This is a genomic window from Achromobacter sp. GW823-FHT04E03, assembly GCF_058796095.1.
In genome coordinates this window covers 1-15,276 of the sequence record NZ_JBXAIJ010000008.1, presented here as the reverse complement: position 1 = coordinate 15,276, position 15,276 = coordinate 1, and the positions used below count along the sequence as shown (strand labels likewise).

Below are 15,276 nucleotides of genomic sequence, written 5' to 3'. Positions count from 1 at the left end.
TGTCTGCTGGACCAGCGTACAAACCATGATTTCTATTCTGTTTGAGTTAGAAAAACTAAATCATTGAACTCTTCGGAAATGACCGCTCCACGACTGCCTCCGCTCAACGCGTTGCGCGCCTTTGAAGCCGCGGCCCGCCATCTGTCGGTCAAGGACGCGGCGCAGGAGCTATGCGTGACGCCCGGCGCGGTCAGCCAGATGATCAAGTCGCTGGAGCAGCATCTGGGCGTGGCGCTGTTTCTGCGCGTGAACCGCGGCATTCAGTTGACGGATGCCGGCCACGGTTACCTGCCGCCGGTGCGCAACGCCTTCCGCCAGATCCTGGCCGCGTCCGCCCGTGTCGCCCAGCCGCCCGAGAGCCGCGTGCTCACCCTCAGCACCACCGCGTTCTTCGCGTCGGCCTGGCTGATTCCCCGACTGCATGACTTCCATGCCCGCCATCCTGAGATCGACCTGCAGCTCGTCACCAGCAACGCGCTGGCGGCCTTCGGCCGGGACGGCGCGGACATCGCGATCCGCCACGGACTGGGCCGCTATGCGGGACTGCAAAGCGAACACCTGCTGACCGTGGAAGTCGTGCCGGTGGCATCGGCCGGCTTGGTGGCGAAGCTGGGGATGCCGGCTGGCGCGCGGGAACTGCTGCGCTGGCCGCGCGTGCATGACGAAGCGCGCAACGGCTGGCAGCTGTGGTTCGCGGCGCAGGGCGTGGAGGACGCGGGCATGCCGCGTGGGCCCGCGTTCGATGATGGCAGCCTGCTGCTGCAGGCCGTGGCCGCTGGCCAGGGCGCAGGACTGCTGCCCGTGGCGATGGTGCAGGATGACGTGGCTGCTGGACGCCTGGTCCGGCTGGCCGGCGACGCCTGGCTGGAGGAGTTTGGCTACTACCTCGTGTGGCCGGGCAGGGGCGCCATGCCGGAAAAGGCGCGGGTGTTTCGCGATTGGCTGCTGGAAAGCGGCCTGGGGGAGCCAGCCTGAAACGCTACGGCGCGGCCGATGATAGCGCCGCCGCCTTGCGCGCCAGTTCGGCCACGCCGAAGCTGGTCGCGAGCGAATGATTGTCCAATGCTTCCAGCGGCACCCAGCGGGCGTCGGCGGCATCGTCGCCCGCCACCGGCTCGCCGGATTGCCAGCGGCACAGCACCGCGATCAGGATGAAGTGGCGGCGCAGCGCGCCCGCGTCGTCGCGGTCGTAGACGTCCACCGCGTCGAACACGTGCAGCGGTTGCGCCCGCACGCCGGTTTCTTCCAGCAGTTCACGCGCGGCGGCGGCAAGCACGCCTTCGCCCGCGTCGATCTTGCCGCCGGGAAAGGCCCAGCGGCCCTGGTCAGGCGGGTTGGCGCGTTGCACCAGCAGCACGCGGCCGTCGCGCACGACTGCTGCGATGGTGGCGGCGATGGGACGCTGGGGCGGGGACGCGGTCATGCGAGGTTCCTTTTCGTGGCAGAGGCCTGGGTATGCCAGGGTACGCCAACCCGGCCTTAGCGCAAATCCCCGTAGTGCCGGACCGGTCGCTGGTGCACACTGTCAACCGCGCCAGCATGAGCGCATCGAAAAGGGGGCGGGAGGGCAGCATGGATACACCGGACCGGCAGTTGCGCTATTTCTTGCGCATCGCGGAACTCAAATCGCTATCGCGTGCTGCGGAGGACCTGGACCAGACCCAGTCCGGGCTGAGCCGGCAACTGGCGGCGCTGGAGGCCCACGTGGGCAAGCCGCTGTTCGTGCGCACTGGCCGCGGCGTGGAATTGACCGAAGCCGGCGCGCGGCTGCTCGACGGCATCCAGCCCGCCTATCGGAACATCGACCGGGTACTGGAGGCCGTGCGCCAGCGCGAAGGCGTGACGCAGGGAACGGTCCGGCTCGCCACCGTGCACACGCTCAGCTACTACTTCATGGCCGAGGTGGTGGCCAGTTTCGTCAGCAGCCATGAACACGTGAACCTGTCGGTGATGGGCCGCAGTTCGCCCGAAGTGGTGGCGCTGGTCGAAAGCGGCAAGGCGGACGTGGGTTTCGTCTATGACGCGGCGGTCGCCTCGGACAACCTGGCGTCGGCCACGCTGTTTGACGACGACATGTGCCTGATCGTGCGCGGCGAGGTGCAACTGCCGGACGACGTCGACCTGTCCGGCATGGACCTGCGGCTGGTGGGCTTTCCGCCGCATTACGCGCTGCGCAAGATGATCCACAGCGCGGGGCTGGAGCCGGAGTTCGTGGCCGAGGCCGAAACCATAGACGCCATGCTCAAGCTGGTGTCCTCGGGCGTGGGCGCCTGCATCCTGCCGTCCCGCATCCCCGACAAGCTGCTGACCGAGTACGGCCTGCGGAAGGTCCGGGTCCATAGCCCCATCTTGCGGCGGCGCGTGGTCGCCATCACGCTGGCCAACCGCCAGCCCCTGCCGCTGGTGAGCGAGCTGCTGGCCGTCGCCCACCGCATCGCGGCGCAATAGCCGGCCTGGCGGGTCGAATAGCAGCTATGACCGTGGCTGCATGGCTGTATTGCGCATGGCTTTCCATACTGTGCATACCTCGCGCGGCGTCCGGTGGCGCCGATGGCGCGGGCATTACACAGGGGAAGACATGAGCACCGCATTACGAGAGAAATCCTATTTCGACACCCGCGCCACGCAGGAAATGGCGCACCATCTGCGCGCCGTGCCGCGCAGCATCCAGGAAACCATGGCCTATGCCTGTCGCATCCTGGCCATGACCGAGCAGGAAGCCGGGCTCGCCGGCCAGATCAGCGTGCGTTCGCAGCGTCCGGGGGCCTACTGGACCCTGCGCTTCGGGCTAGGCTTTGACGAAGCCACGCCGGCCGACTTCATCGAAGTAGACCGCGACCTGCACACGCTGACGGGCGAGGGCATGGCCAACCCGGCCACCCGCTTTCACCTGTGGGTATACGAAGCGCGGCCCGACGTGCAATCCATCATCCACACGCATTCGCCGTGGGCCTCGGCGCTGGCCGCGGCGCGCCAGCCGCTGGTGATCTCGCAGATGGACATGACGCCCTTGCACGACGACTGCGCCTTCCTGGGGGAATGGCCAGGCGTGCCGATCGCTGACCAGGAAGGGGTGATCATCTCCGGCGCGCTGGGCAAGAAGCGCGCCATCATCCTGGCGCATCACGGCTACCTGACGGCCGGCGTGTCTTGCGAAGAGGCGACCTACCTGTCGGTCTACCTGGAACGCGCGGCGCGCATGCAGATCCGCGCGCAGGCCTTCGGCCCGCTGACGCCGGTGGACGATGCGCTGGCGCGCGAAGCGCACGACTATCTGCTCAAGCCCTCGATCGTCAATGCGACGTTCAATTACTGGGCCCGGCAGACGCATGGCATTGCGCCCTTGCCGCTGCCCGCCGCCTGATACCGCGCAGCCCCATTCCTCCAGAACTTTTTTCGGGGAGTCATGATGATGACGACCAAGCCTGCGGCTGCGCGCTCGCGCCGCGATTACGTGACGGCCGGACTGGCCAGCATGATGGGCACCACCATCGAGTGGTACGACTTTTTCCTTTACGGCACCGCTGCCGCGCTGATTTTCAACAAGATCTTCTTTCCTTCCTTCGATCCGCTGACGGGCACGCTGGCGGCGTTCGCCACCTATTCCGTGGGCTTTTTCGCGCGGCCGCTGGGCGGCGTGATCTTCGGCCACTACGGCGACAAGATCGGCCGTAAATCCATGCTGCTGATCACCCTGTTGCTGATGGGCGTGCCCACCATCCTGATCGGACTGATCCCTTCCTATGAACAGATCGGCTACTGGGCCGCGGTGCTGCTGGTGCTGATGCGCTTCCTGCAAGGCATCGCGGTCGGCGGCGAATGGGGCGGGGCAGTGCTGATGGCGGTGGAGCATGCGCCGGATGGCAAGAAGGGCTTTTTCGGCAGCCTGCCGCAAGCCGGCGTGGCGCCGGGCCTGATCCTGTCGTCGCTGGCGATGGGGGCGGTCGCGACCTTGCCCGAGGCCGACATGCTGGCCTGGGGCTGGCGCCTGCCTTTCCTGGCCAGCGTGGTTCTGCTGCTGGTGGGCTGGTTCATCCGGGTCAAGGTGGCCGAGTCGCCAGACTTCGAGCAGATGAAAGAGAAGGGCGCCAAGGTCGAAGTGCCGGTGGCGGAAGTCCTGAAGCACCATCGCCGCGCGCTGCTGGTGGTGGTGGGCGCAAGGCTGGCGGAAGTGACCTGGTTCTATACCGTGGTGACGTTCTCGCTGGCCTACGCCACGGGCACGCTGGGCATTGCGCGTTCCGTGATGCTGGACGCCACGATCTGGGGCGCGGCCGTGGCGCTGTTCACCATGCCGCTGTTCGGCATGCTGGGCGACAAGATCGGGCACAAGTGGGTGTTCATGGCCGGCACCCTGGGCATCCTGGCGTGCGCGCCGGTGTTCTTCCATCTGCTGGGCACGCGGGACACGGGCTGGATCATCCTGGCGGTTTGCCTGGCGGTCGGCCTGGTCTACGCTTGCCTCTATGGGCCGGAAGGCACCTTGTTCTCCAGCCAGTTCCCGGCCGAGGTGCGCTACACGGGCATATCGCTGGCGGTACAGGTGTCCGGCGCCATCGGCGGCGGCCTGGCGCCCATCGTGGCGACCTGGCTGCTGGCCAAGGGCGGGGGCGATCCCCAGTACGTGGTGTGGTACCTGAGCATCCTGGGTGTGATCGCCCTGTTCAGCGCCTGGCTGATGCGCAGCGAGGCGCCTGCGGTTGCGGCCTTGCGGGTGCCGGCCCGCGCCAACCTGAGGACGCCATGATTGTGGACGCCATGAAGACCATCGACTATTACTTCTGGATGAACTCCGACTGGGCCTACCTCGGCGCCGACAGGCTGGAGGCGCTGGCGGCGCGCCAGCAGGCGGTGATCCGCTACCTGCCGGTGGACCTGCCCGAGGTCTACGCCCGCACCGGCGGCATCCTGCTGGGCCTGCGCGCACCTGAGCGCCAGGCTTACCGCGTGACGGAGCTGGCGCGCTGGTGCCGCAAGCTGGACATCCGCGTCAATCCGCAACCGGCCTATATGTGCCCGGATGCCAGCCTGGCTTCGCGCATCGTCATCGCGGCGGACCATGCCGGCCTGCCGGTGGCGGCGCTGTACAAGGCGATCCTGAAAGCGGAGTGGTGCGACGAGCAGGACATCTCCGACGAGGCCACCCTGCGCGCCATCCTGGCGCAGCAGGGGCTGGATGCTCCGGCGCTGCTGGCCGCGGCGGCCGAGCCCGGCATCGAGGCCGTCTACCGCCGCAACACCAACGATGCGGTCGCGGCTGGGGTGTTCGGATCGCCGTCGTATGTGTACCGGGGCGAGGTGTTCTGGGGGCAGGACCGGCTGGAGATGCTGGAGGAGGCGGTGGCGGCGTAGGCTGGGAGGCGTCAGCGCGCCGTAGAGGCCGCTGCCGGCTGCTGCTGCCTGGCGTGAGCCAGGAAATTGGCCGCAACGACGATGTCTTCGTCGTTGCGGCGGTCTTCCTTCATGTAGGGGACGCGCTCGCGGAAGTCATGCCGCAACGCGCCAGTGCCTGTCCCGACGGCGAAATCGGGATGCTTGGCGACGCGCAAGTCCACCGCCTGGGCGGCGTGCATCAGTTCCACCGCGAGCAGGGTGGTCAGCCGGTCGATCTGAGCGGCCACTCTGCGGCCCGTGGCGGGGGCATTGGTCCCCACGTCTTCGATATTGCCGGCCTGGGGCTGCACATCGGTGGCGATCGGCAGCGCCAGTACCCGTATCTCGGCGGCAAGCGACGAGACGGTTTTCTGGATCGGGCCATATCCGATCGAGCCATTGCCCGGGCTGAGAAACCGCGGCAGCCCGGTGAACGCCGTATCGGTCAACCGAAGCGTGCGCTGCGCCGACAACTGGGCCACCTGTGACAAGGCCACGCCCATGCTCTGCAAGGGCAGCGCCCAGGCGCTGGGATCGAATCCGGCGTTGGGAATCACGGCGCCCTGGACTGGACCCTGCGTGACGTAGAACTGCAATTCATAAGGCTGGGCATCGCTTGCGGGCCGGGCATCCAGCGCCACGGTAGGGTTGTCGTCGGAACTATTGATCTGCAGCAGCAGTTGTCGCTGCAGCAGCTCCAGCATGTCCCGGGCGGCCCCATGGGCCTGGCTCACCGTGCGAAAGCTCAACGGATCCTGCAGCGCGCGTTTCGGGTCCTGCCGCCACAGCGAGCTGCCACGCAACAGCGTGAGGATATGTTGGGCCGTGCTTACCTGCCCGTCATACGGGCGTTGGGCCTGGGACGCGGACAACAGCGGAGCGAGGTTGCCGTCCAGCCCTTCAAGCGACAGCGCGGCGACCGCATCGGCCTGGGAAAGCAGCCTGGCGGCGTCCAACGCCGCCAGCGACGCGACGGCGGCGCCATAGGCATTGGAACTGACGATGGCCAGCGCGTCTTTGCCGAAGGGTTGTATCGGCGTCAGCCCCGCCTGACGCAATGCCTGCGACGCGGGCAGGCGCTGACCGCCGTAGTAGGCCTGGCCTTCGCCCATCATCGCCAGTCCGATCTGCGGAAGAATCGTAATGTCGGCCTGCCCGACCGAGCCCTCGCCGAACATGACGGGGGTCACCCCGCGATTGAGGAATTCGGCGTACTGGCGCAGCACGGCAGGCTGCAATCCGGCGCCGCCGAACAGGGCCGTGTTCAGCCGGATGAGCATCGCGGCCCGCGTGACTTCCTGGGGCGCCTCGCTGCCGTAGGCGGCGCTGTGCGAGCGCAGCAGGTTGCGGTTGAACTGCTCCGACAGCTTGCGGACCTCGGGCGAAATCGCGCCGCCCTGGAATATGGTCTGGTCCTTGTTCAGACCCACGCCCCGGTTCAATCCGTACACCGGGCGGTCCAGTCGCGCATACGCCAGCAGCAGCTCATAGGAGCGTTCCGCCCGCTGCATTGCGTCGTCGGCCACCGTCACGCGGCAGCCTTGCCTGGCCACGGATTCGATCTGCGCCAGGGTCAGCGAGCGGCCGCCCAGCTCGACTGGCGCGCAGGCGGCTGCGGTGGCGGCCAATGGCCAGAGCAAGGCGCCGAGCAGGGCGGCGCCCAGTGAACGGCGGATGAGTGCGCCATGGAGGCGGGTAGGGGAGAACGGTGAGTTCAGCGTGGGCATTGCGACTCCTGGCATGACGGAAGTTACGGATGCTGTGGATGCGGCGCGCCCCGCGGACCGACTGGCGGTCCGCGGAGGAAAGCGTGCAAATTGGGGGGGGGCGGGCGTTAGGGACCGAGGGGCAGGCGCAGCAGGTCCTGTCCCAGCACTACCGGTCCCTGGAAGGTCTGCCGTGCCTGGAGCCAATGCTCCGCCGGGGCGTCGCCCGGGACCAGGTGGGACAGCACCAGCGTCTTGACGCCAGCGCGGGTGGCAACTTCGCCGACCTGTTGCGGCGTGGTGTGGGCTTCCAGCAGTTGGCGGGCCAACGCTTGCTGGCGGGCATCCCAGGGCTTGGCGCCGACGATGTGGTCGACCCAGGCCGGATCGATCGCCTCGTGCACCAGGAAGTCCGCGCCGCGGGCCAGCTTGATCAGGTTTTCGCTGACCGCGGTATCGCCGGAGAACACCACGGAACCCGCCTTGGTGTCGAAACGGTAGGCGAAATTGGGATACACCAGCCCGTGCGGAACCAGGATGGCGCTGACCTTGACGCGCTCGTCCTGCCAGACTGGGAACGGGTCCATCGGCGGGGCCGGGTCGGTGTTGGGGTCCTTGACCACGCCGTCCGGAACCTCGATGTCGTGCGCCTGGAAGAACTGCCGGATGTCCGGCACGCCTTCGCTGCGCACCCGGATGTTCAGATCGGCCGACATGCCGGCAATGACCGATTCGACCAGGTCGCGAGTCCCCGCGGAAGGATTCTCCGAGTGGATCACGGGGGCGTCCTTCATGCCGGGCGCGAGCGGCGGCAGCGCGCCGCGCCGGCCAGGCCCGTAAATCTGCATCGATGCCTTGGCGCGGCGGCGGGCGCTGGGGTCGTACATGAGCAGGTTGGCCAGATCGATGATGTGGTCGGTATGCAGATGCGTCAGGAAGACGGCCTGCTCCGAGCCGGGCTTGACGCCCGCGCGGCGCAACTGGCGATAGGCGCCCGAGCCCAGGTCGACGACGTAGGCCTTGCCATCCACCAGTACGGCCGAGGATATTCCGTGCGGCGAGTCATCCCCGTACCAGGTCGGGCCGCCGGCGACCCCCAGGAGCACCAGCTCGGCCGAGCCGGGCGGTTCAGCCGCGAGCGGCGCCGAACAAAAGCCGGCCAAGGTCAGGGCGGCGGCTGCGATCCATGTCTTGCGCGCGTCAAACATGGCGGCCCTGCGGAAGAAGGGTCAGCGCCACCAGTGCGACCACGCAGGCGCCCATCACGTAGAGCGCGGGCGCAAACGCCACGCCCGTGGTGTAGGTGATCCAGGTAAGAATGGCGGGCGCGAATCCGCCCAGCACCGTGACCGCCGTGTTGTACGACAGGGACATGCCCGAAGACCGGACTGCCGTGGGAAACACTTCCGACAAGGCCGCGGGGGCCACGCCCACGTACATCGCCACCATCAGGCAGAACAGCGATTGCACCACGATGAGTGCGCCCAGGGTGTGTGTCGCCTTCAGCCACATCATCAGCGGGTAGACGGCGATCAGCAGGATCAGCGCCGCTGCGCGCAGAACGGTGCGGCGCCCGTAGCGGTCCGACAGCGTGCCGGAAAATACGCAACCGCCGATCAGAAACAGATTGCCCACGAGCGCCGCCGTGAAGGCCTGTGAACTGGAGAAGCCCAGCGATTTCTGCACATAAATGGGCATGAAGATGATCAGCGCGTAGGGGCCGACCGCCCACAGCACCGACATGCACAGGCCGGTCAGAAGCTCCTTGGGGTAGTTGCGCAGGACCGCCAGCAGCGGCGCCTTGACGTGGTCGCCCTGGCGCTCCTGGCGCGCCTGTTCCTCGCGGAAATGCGGCGTTTCGTCCAGCGCCCGGCGCATCCACAGACCCACCGGCGCGATCGCCAGCCCGATGATGAACGGCACGCGCCAGCCCCATTCGCCCACCTGTTGTTCGGTCAGCAGCGTGGTGACCAAGGTCGCCACCAGCGCGCCCAGCAGGTTGGAGATGCCCATGCTGGCCTGCAGCCACGAGGCATACTGGCCGCGTTTGCCCTCTGGCGCATGTTCCACCAGGAAGGCGGTGGCGCCGCCGACCTCGCCGCCGGCAGAGAAACCTTGCAGCACGCGGCCGCAGACGATCAGCAGCGGGGCTCCCACGCCGATCGCGGCATACGGCGGAGCTGCCGCGATCAGCAGCGTGCCCACGGCCATCAGCATGATGGTCAGGGTCAATGCCGCCTTGCGGCCGGCGCGGTCGCCATAGGAACCCAGCACCAACGCGCCCAGGGGACGCACCACGAAGCCCAGGCCGAAGGCCAGGAACGAGGCCATCAGTTGCACGGTGGGATCGGAGTTGTGGAAAAAGTTCTGTCCGATGTAGACAGCGAAGAGGGCATAGACGGTGAAGTCATACCATTCGAGGGCATTGCCGGCCGACGCGGCAATCACTGCCTTGCGGCCGCTGCGCTCCTGCGCCGTGGCCTGATGCGCCGGACGGCCGGGTGGAGCTCCGGCTCCCGGATTGATCGTGATGTCTTTCATTGCTTTCCCCTGGAATCATGCGTGCTTGGAGCACGCTCTGAATAAACTGAAAATGAACCGCCGCCCCTTGGCCCTGCGGCGGCACGCGCACGCCTTCAAGCATCGTGCCGCCCACGGTCGCTAGTCGCTCTGTCCAGGGCTGTTGTGGCTGTATCGGATGGTGTCGATTCGTGCGATGTTTTTCTTGCGCACTTCGTCCAGCGCGTCTTCGTAGCCCGCATCCGCATAGCGCAGTACGCCGCTGGCCGTGTCGTTGGTCATCGACAGGCGCAGGCGCTGGTCGGCGGCCTCGGTGCCGTCCGCCACCACGGTTACGCCGGCGCTGGTCATGTAGCCGCTGTATCCGCCGCCGCCCGAATGGATCGCCACCAGGTCGGCGCTGGACGAGCAATTGATCATGGCATTGAGCAACGGCCAGTCGGCGATGGCGTCGGAGCCGTCGCGCATGTTTTCCGTCATGATGTTCGGATGGGCCATGGCGCCGGCGTCCAGGTGGTCGCGTGTGAAGGCCACGGGCCCGCTCAGCACGCCTTCGCGCACCATCCGGTTCACTTCCAGCGCCAGCTCGGTACGCTCGCCGTGGCCGAGCCAGGCGATGCGCGCGGGCAGGCCCTCGAACGGCACTTCCTTGCGCGCCAGCCGGATCCAGTTGGACACGATGAAGTTGTCCGGGAAACGTTGCAGCAGGAAGTCGTCGATCTTGCGGATGTCGTCCGCGTCGTTCGATAGCGCGATCCAGCGGAACGGACCGATGGCGCGCGCGAACAGGGGCCGCAGGAACGCCTCGGTGAAAACCGGGATTTCGAACGCGCGCTCGACGCCGCCCTGTTTCGCATGGGTGCGGATCAGGTTGCCGTTGTCGAAGACGATCGAACCGCGGTCCTTGAATCCCAGCATCGCGGTGACGTGGCGGACGATGGAGGCGCGGCTGGCGTCCATTAGCCCAGGCACGTCGTTGCGGCGCATGTCGGCCACCTGTGCCAGCGTATGCCCGGCGGGAATGTAGCCGTAGACCAGGTCGTGCGCCGAGGTCTGGTCGGTGACGATATCGGGCACGATGCCGCGGGCCAGGATTTCGGGGTAGACGTCCGCGGCATTGCCCAACAGGCCGACCGAAACGGGTTCGCGGCGGGCCTGTGCCGCCTGGATCAGCTCCAGGGCTTCGTCCAGGGTGTCGGCGCGCCGTTCAAGAAAGCCTGCCTTGATGCGTTTTTCGATGCGCTCGGGGTTGATCTCCACCGTGAGGATGGCGGCATTCGCCATGCGGCCGGCCAGCGGCTGCGCGCCGCCCATGCCGCCCATGCCCGCCGTCAGGATGAAGCGTCCCCGCAGATCGTTGTCGAAGTGGCGTTCAGCGATGCGCGAGAAGATCTCATAGGTGCCCTGGATCACGCCTTGCGAGCCGATGTACTGCCAGTCGCCCGCCGTCAGTCCGCCCCAGCAGATCAGGTTGTCGCGTTCCATCTGGTAGAAGTTCTCGGCATGCGCCCACTGGCCGACCATGTTGCAGTTCGCCATGATCACGATCGGCGCTTGCGGATGCGTGCGCAGCACGCCTATGGGTTTGCCCGACTGGACGATGAGGGTCTGGTCCTCCTCCAGTTCCATCAGGGCCTGCACCATGGCGTCATGCGCGGGCCAGTCGCGCGCGGCCCGGCCCAGCGCGGCGTAGACCACCAGGTTGGCCGGGTCTTCGCCCACCGCCAGCACGTTTTCCAGCAGGCGCAGCAGCGCTTCCTGGCGCCAGCCTTTGCAGCGCAGGGTGCTGCCGCCGGGGATGTTGAATTCTCGTTTCACGCCGTTTACCTCAGGATGCCAATGCGTAGTCGGTGAAGTTCATGCCCAGCGCCTTTTCCACGATGGGATAGACGGAAGGATCCGTCACACTGGAAGACAGGGGGATGTGTTGCTTTTGCACGTGCAGCACGCTGACTTGCAGGCCCTCGCGCAGCTTGCCCGCGCTGACGGGGTTGCCGTCGCTGTCCAGCGTGGTGATCACATCCGGATAGCAGGCCACCCGTTCTCCCTGGCCGTCGGTCACCGCCATGTGTTCGTTCATCACATGGATGATGCGCTTGGAGGCGCCTTCGCCGATTTCGACGGTGCCGATGTCGAAGGCTTCGTCGGTGTAGCGCAGCGTATTGCGCACCACCTTGCCGGAAGCGATGATCTCGCCCTGCGTGGCTTTGCAGATCGCGTCGATGACCGCGCTGCCCCCGCGCGCTTGTGCGGCGATGATGGCCTCGCCCAGCGCCAGGGCCTTGCTGATGCCGCCCAGCGCTGCATGGCGGCGCACATAGGAAGCGCGTATGGGGTTGCGGCAGCTGGCGATGAAGCCGCCCGCCATGTCGGCCGCCTTGCGCAGCACCGGCGATACCTTGCCGGTGGCGCCATGGACGGTCAGCTCCATATAGGAATTGCTGGCGCGGTTGCCACCCACCGCGCACTGGATCATCGGTTCCGGGCTGCCCGCCAATCCCAGCGAACCCATGTCGCCGGTGGGGTGGGCGCGGATGTCGCCGACGGCGTCGACGACCTTGGTTCCCAGCACGGCCGAAGGCAGCCAGCCGTTCAGCGTGCTGGACATGCCGTTCTGGCCGATGATCAGCCCGTAGATCCGCTCTCCGAGCGCGTCCTGCAGCCGTTGCGCGGCCTTGACGTAGTCGATGCCCAGCATTTGCCAGTCGGTGAGCCCGCCCGGCGCGCCAATCGCGGCCGCCGTGGCGATCCAGGCGTCGTCCGGCACCTCATCCATGGTTACCAGTTCAGGGCGGCCTATGGTGACGGCAAGCGAGCCCAGCTCACGCCCATGCTCGGCCCAGCCGCCTCCGCCGCAGGCGAATACCGACCCGCCCCGAACCGCAGCCTCGACATCTTGCATCGTCAAAATTCTTCCCATGACGCCTTTCCTCCCGGTTGCTCATTTCAATGATTCCCGCAACGGTTGCGGGATGGACGGGGGGATCATAGGAAGCAGCCTTGATAATGTCGTATTACCTTTTATGCTTTGTACATAACATGATGTTAATTGCTGGACGCGCTCATAGCGGAGCGGTTGGGCAGCGGGAAAAGGGCCTGAGGGATATCCCCTAGTCTCGTGATCGAGGCGCCGGGCTGATTCAGCCGCGCTGGTCGAGCTTGTGGAGCACGTCGATGAAGGCTAGCGCCAGCCGGGACAGGGGCTGGAGCGCGAGATGAAACACATTGACCGGCGCGTTCACGGTGCCGATGATCGGCAGGGTCACCACTTCCGACCAGATCGGCCCGGCTACCGTAATCTCGTCCACCAGCGCCACGCCTGCGCCAGCTTGGACCAGGGCGCAGGCGACGTGCGCCTGCTGGACCTCGATGCGCGGTTCGGGTTGTGCATGTTCGCCGCCGAACAGCTTGTTGATCAACATGCCGAAGGGAATGTCCGCGCTGTAACCGATCAGCGGCTCTTCGGCCAGATCGTGCACCGTCACGCGGCCGCGCGCCGCCAGCGGATGCCCTTTTGGCAGCACCGCCACGATCTGGTTTTCATACAGCGGCTGCCACGCCAGGCTGGGGTGTTCCACCGGCATGTAGGCCACGCCCAGTTCCACCTGTTGCGTCAACAGCGATTGCTGCATCACCGTGGGGATCAAGGTTTGCAGGACAATGCGCACTTCCGGGAATTGCCGTCGGAACTGCGCGATGGCGCGGGGCAGCAAGGACTGGCCCAGGCTGGGGCTGCAGGACAGGCGCAGTTGCCCCTCGCGGTTTTCGGCGAGATTGTCGGCGACCTCGTTCACGCGCTGCACGTTCTGGTACAGCGCCGTGACCTCCACGAACAGCCGGTGGGCCTCAGGGGTGGGGTACAGCCGGCCCTTGATGCGCTGGAACAGCATCAAGCCCAGGCGCTGCTCCGTATAGGCGATCAGCCGGCTGACCGCGGGCTGCGAAACAAACAGCAGCTTGGATGCGCCGCTGATGGAGCCGCTGAGCATGATGGCCCGGAAGACTTCGATCTGCCGCAGATTCAATTTCATATGCTTAACCTGATGTTAATTCTCACGCACATATAAGCATAAGACGTTTTGGATGGCCGCTCCTACACTGCCTGCACTCAACACAGGATGGAAGCGGTCATGAGCGATTTCGATTTGGTGGTGCGCGGCAACATCGTCGACCCGGATGGCGTGGTGATGGACGGCTGGCTGGCGGTCAGGGACGGCAAGGTCGCGGCGCGCGGCGCTGGCGAGGCCCCCGCGGGCCGCGACAGCGTGGATGCGCGGGGCCAGTGGATCGTGCCCGGCGTGGTCGACGGCCAGGTGCATTCGGGCAGCCAGCTGAACCAGGAAGGACTGGGCTGGGCATCGCGCGCGGCTGCCGCCGGCGGGGTGACGGTCATGGTCGACATGCCCTACGACGATCCGGAACCCGTGGCTTCGCGTCCGCAGCTCGACGCCAAGATCGCCGAGGTGGAGCGCGATTGCCATGTGGACGTGGCGCTGTTCGGCACCCTGAACACCCAGCACGGCCTGGCGGCCGCGGCGGGGCTCATCGAAGGCGGCGTATGCGCCTTCAAGTTTTCGACCTTCGAAGCGACCCCGGGCCGATTTCCCCGCATCGAGGAAGACGATCTGTACGCAGCCTTCCGCCTGATCGCTCCATCCGGACTGGTTTGCGGCGTGCACAACCAGATGCAGGAACTGACCCGCAAGAACATCGCGCGGCTGGTCGAGGCCGACGACACCGGCTGGGACGCGTTCATGCGCGCGCATACGCCGCTGATCGAGAACCTGGCGACGGCGCTGATCTATGAGATCGGCGCCGAAACCGGCGCGCGCGCCCATGCGGTACACGTGTCGACTTCCCGCGGTTTCGAGATCTGCAATATGTACCGCCGCAACGGCCATCGCGCCAGCATCGAAACCTGCGTGCAGTATCTGATGCTGAACCACGAAGAGCACACCCGCCGCTTCGGCGCGAAGACCAAGCACTATCCGCCGATCCGTCCCAAGGCCGAGGTCGACCTGCTCTGGACCCATATCGCCAAGGACGAATGCACCTTCGTGTCGTCGGACCATGTCAGCTGGGGCCTGGAGCGCAAGCAGAATCCGAACGTATTCAAGAACTCGTCCGGCGGCCCGGGCCTGGAAACGCTGTTGCCCGCTTTCTGGACCGGCTGCGAAGAGCATGGCATCGCGCCGTCCATGGTGGTGCGCCAACTGAGCCGCAACCCCGCGCAGCACTTCCTGCTGGATGACCGCAAGGGCTCGTTGGAGGTGGGCAAGGACGCCGACATCGTCATCCTCAAGCCGGAACGCTATGCCTTCGATCCGTCTACCAGCCTGTCGGCGGTGCAATGGAGTTCGTTCGAAGGCCGCGAGTTCACCGTGCGCGTCGCGGGCACCTGGTGCCGCGGCCAGCAGGTCTACGATGGCAAGGGCATCGTCAATCAGAAGGGCGACGGCCGCTTCCTGCGTCCGCGCCAGGCCTGAGGGAAACGGCAATGTCTGTGCAGTTTCCTCCCCTGAACGCCGAGCGCCTCTGGGCCCGCGTCGAAACCCTTTCCCGTTTCACCCTGCCCGACGTCCCCTGGACGCGCCGCGCGTTCTCGCCGTTGTTCGACGAGGCCCGCGCCTGGCTGCGCAGCGAATTCGAGGCCGCGGGCCTGGCGACCCGCCTGGAT

At 66.5% G+C, this 15,276-nt stretch carries 13 protein-coding genes and 1 pseudogene; 7 read left to right on the top strand and 7 right to left on the bottom strand.

Annotated elements, in window-relative coordinates:
• Positions 1–78: 78 nt before the first annotated feature.
• Complete coding sequence (gene gcvA / locus AC1RHV_RS30460) at positions 79–975, top strand: transcriptional regulator GcvA (RefSeq protein ID WP_054459106.1); 897 nt, start codon at positions 79–81, stop codon at positions 973–975.
• Between the two features lie 4 nt (positions 976–979).
• On the opposite strand, the gene AC1RHV_RS30455 is transcribed toward gcvA, so the two are convergent.
• Positions 980–1,423, bottom strand: a complete 444-nt coding sequence (locus AC1RHV_RS30455) for an NUDIX hydrolase (protein ID WP_175163618.1) — start codon at positions 1,421–1,423, stop codon at positions 980–982.
• Between the two features lie 149 nt (positions 1,424–1,572).
• On the opposite strand from AC1RHV_RS30455, the gene AC1RHV_RS30450 reads away from it, so the two are divergent.
• The 4 genes from AC1RHV_RS30450 (at position 1,573) to AC1RHV_RS30435 (ending at position 5,352) form a co-directional block, all read left to right on the top strand.
• The gene (locus tag AC1RHV_RS30450) at positions 1,573–2,448 is read left to right on the top strand and encodes a LysR family transcriptional regulator (protein WP_492302631.1); all 876 of its coding nucleotides are present in this window, start codon (positions 1,573–1,575) and stop codon (positions 2,446–2,448) included.
• A 130-nt stretch (positions 2,449–2,578) separates the two neighbouring features.
• Positions 2,579–3,364, top strand: a complete 786-nt coding sequence (locus AC1RHV_RS30445) for an aldolase (RefSeq protein WP_054459111.1) — start codon at positions 2,579–2,581, stop codon at positions 3,362–3,364.
• Between the two features lie 45 nt (positions 3,365–3,409).
• Positions 3,410–4,747: an MFS transporter gene (locus AC1RHV_RS30440; protein WP_082401350.1), complete on the top strand. Its 1,338-nt coding sequence runs from the start codon at positions 3,410–3,412 to the stop codon at positions 4,745–4,747.
• Positions 4,748–4,758: 11 nt separating this feature from the next.
• A complete protein-coding gene (locus tag AC1RHV_RS30435) occupies positions 4,759–5,352 on the top strand; it encodes a 2-hydroxychromene-2-carboxylate isomerase (protein WP_119451794.1) in 594 nt (197 codons plus the stop codon).
• Positions 5,353–5,363: 11 nt separating this feature from the next.
• Here the strand turns inward: AC1RHV_RS30435 and AC1RHV_RS30430 are convergent, their stop codons facing one another.
• The 6 genes from AC1RHV_RS30430 to AC1RHV_RS30405 form a co-directional block, all read right to left on the bottom strand.
• Complete coding sequence (locus tag AC1RHV_RS30430) at positions 5,364–7,100, bottom strand: HAL/PAL/TAL family ammonia-lyase (RefSeq protein ID WP_492302629.1); 1,737 nt, start codon at positions 7,098–7,100, stop codon at positions 5,364–5,366.
• A gap of 107 nt (positions 7,101–7,207) precedes the next feature.
• Positions 7,208–8,287 (bottom strand): MBL fold metallo-hydrolase, encoded by a 1,080-nt coding sequence (locus AC1RHV_RS30425; RefSeq protein ID WP_175163610.1) that lies wholly within the window; start codon positions 8,285–8,287, stop codon positions 7,208–7,210.
• Positions 8,280–9,620: an MFS transporter gene (locus AC1RHV_RS30420; protein ID WP_054459118.1), complete on the bottom strand. Its 1,341-nt coding sequence runs from the start codon at positions 9,618–9,620 to the stop codon at positions 8,280–8,282. The genes AC1RHV_RS30425 and AC1RHV_RS30420 overlap by 8 nt, the downstream gene beginning before the upstream one ends.
• Positions 9,621–9,740: 120 nt before the next feature.
• Complete coding sequence (gene ertB / locus AC1RHV_RS30415) at positions 9,741–11,417, bottom strand: thiourocanate hydratase (protein WP_313388663.1); 1,677 nt, start codon at positions 11,415–11,417, stop codon at positions 9,741–9,743.
• A 10-nt stretch (positions 11,418–11,427) separates the two neighbouring features.
• Positions 11,428–12,519 carry a thiohydantoin desulfurase gene (gene ertC, locus AC1RHV_RS30410; protein WP_054459120.1) on the bottom strand — a complete coding sequence of 364 codons (1,092 nt, stop codon included), beginning with the start codon at positions 12,517–12,519 and terminating at the stop codon, positions 11,428–11,430.
• Positions 12,520–12,739: 220 nt separating this feature from the next.
• A complete protein-coding gene (locus AC1RHV_RS30405; protein WP_119451793.1) occupies positions 12,740–13,630 on the bottom strand; it encodes a LysR family transcriptional regulator in 891 nt (296 codons plus the stop codon).
• Positions 13,631–13,729: 99 nt separating this feature from the next.
• On the opposite strand from AC1RHV_RS30405, the gene ertD reads away from it, so the two are divergent.
• Entirely contained in the window at positions 13,730–15,085 is a 1,356-nt protein-coding gene (ertD, locus tag AC1RHV_RS30400) for a hydantoin-5-propionate amidohydrolase (protein ID WP_054459124.1), read from the top strand.
• An 11-nt stretch (positions 15,086–15,096) separates the two neighbouring features.
• Positions 15,097–15,276: pseudogene (locus tag AC1RHV_RS30395) on the top strand (Zn-dependent hydrolase); the annotation flags it as partial.

Bases quoted from the DNA above. Each gene is read 5' to 3' on its own strand.
- AC1RHV_RS30405 (WP_119451793.1), bottom strand. From the start codon at position 13,630: ATGAAATTGAATCTGCGGCAGATCGAAGTCTTCCGGGCCATCATGCTC.
- AC1RHV_RS30430 (WP_492302629.1), bottom strand. From the start codon at position 7,100: ATGCCCACGCTGAACTCACCGTTCTCCCCTACCCGCCTCCATGGCGCA.
- ertC (WP_054459120.1), bottom strand. From the start codon at position 12,519: ATGGGAAGAATTTTGACGATGCAAGATGTCGAGGCTGCGGTTCGGGGC.
- AC1RHV_RS30420 (WP_054459118.1), bottom strand. From the start codon at position 9,620: ATGAAAGACATCACGATCAATCCGGGAGCCGGAGCTCCACCCGGCCGT.
- ertD (WP_054459124.1), top strand. From the start codon at position 13,730: ATGAGCGATTTCGATTTGGTGGTGCGCGGCAACATCGTCGACCCGGAT.
- AC1RHV_RS30445 (WP_054459111.1), top strand. From the start codon at position 2,579: ATGAGCACCGCATTACGAGAGAAATCCTATTTCGACACCCGCGCCACG.
- AC1RHV_RS30450 (WP_492302631.1), top strand. From the start codon at position 1,573: ATGGATACACCGGACCGGCAGTTGCGCTATTTCTTGCGCATCGCGGAA.
- AC1RHV_RS30425 (WP_175163610.1), bottom strand. From the start codon at position 8,287: ATGTTTGACGCGCGCAAGACATGGATCGCAGCCGCCGCCCTGACCTTG.
- AC1RHV_RS30440 (WP_082401350.1), top strand. From the start codon at position 3,410: ATGATGACGACCAAGCCTGCGGCTGCGCGCTCGCGCCGCGATTACGTG.
- AC1RHV_RS30455 (WP_175163618.1), bottom strand. From the start codon at position 1,423: ATGACCGCGTCCCCGCCCCAGCGTCCCATCGCCGCCACCATCGCAGCA.
- AC1RHV_RS30435 (WP_119451794.1), top strand. From the start codon at position 4,759: ATGAAGACCATCGACTATTACTTCTGGATGAACTCCGACTGGGCCTAC.
- gcvA (WP_054459106.1), top strand. From the start codon at position 79: ATGACCGCTCCACGACTGCCTCCGCTCAACGCGTTGCGCGCCTTTGAA.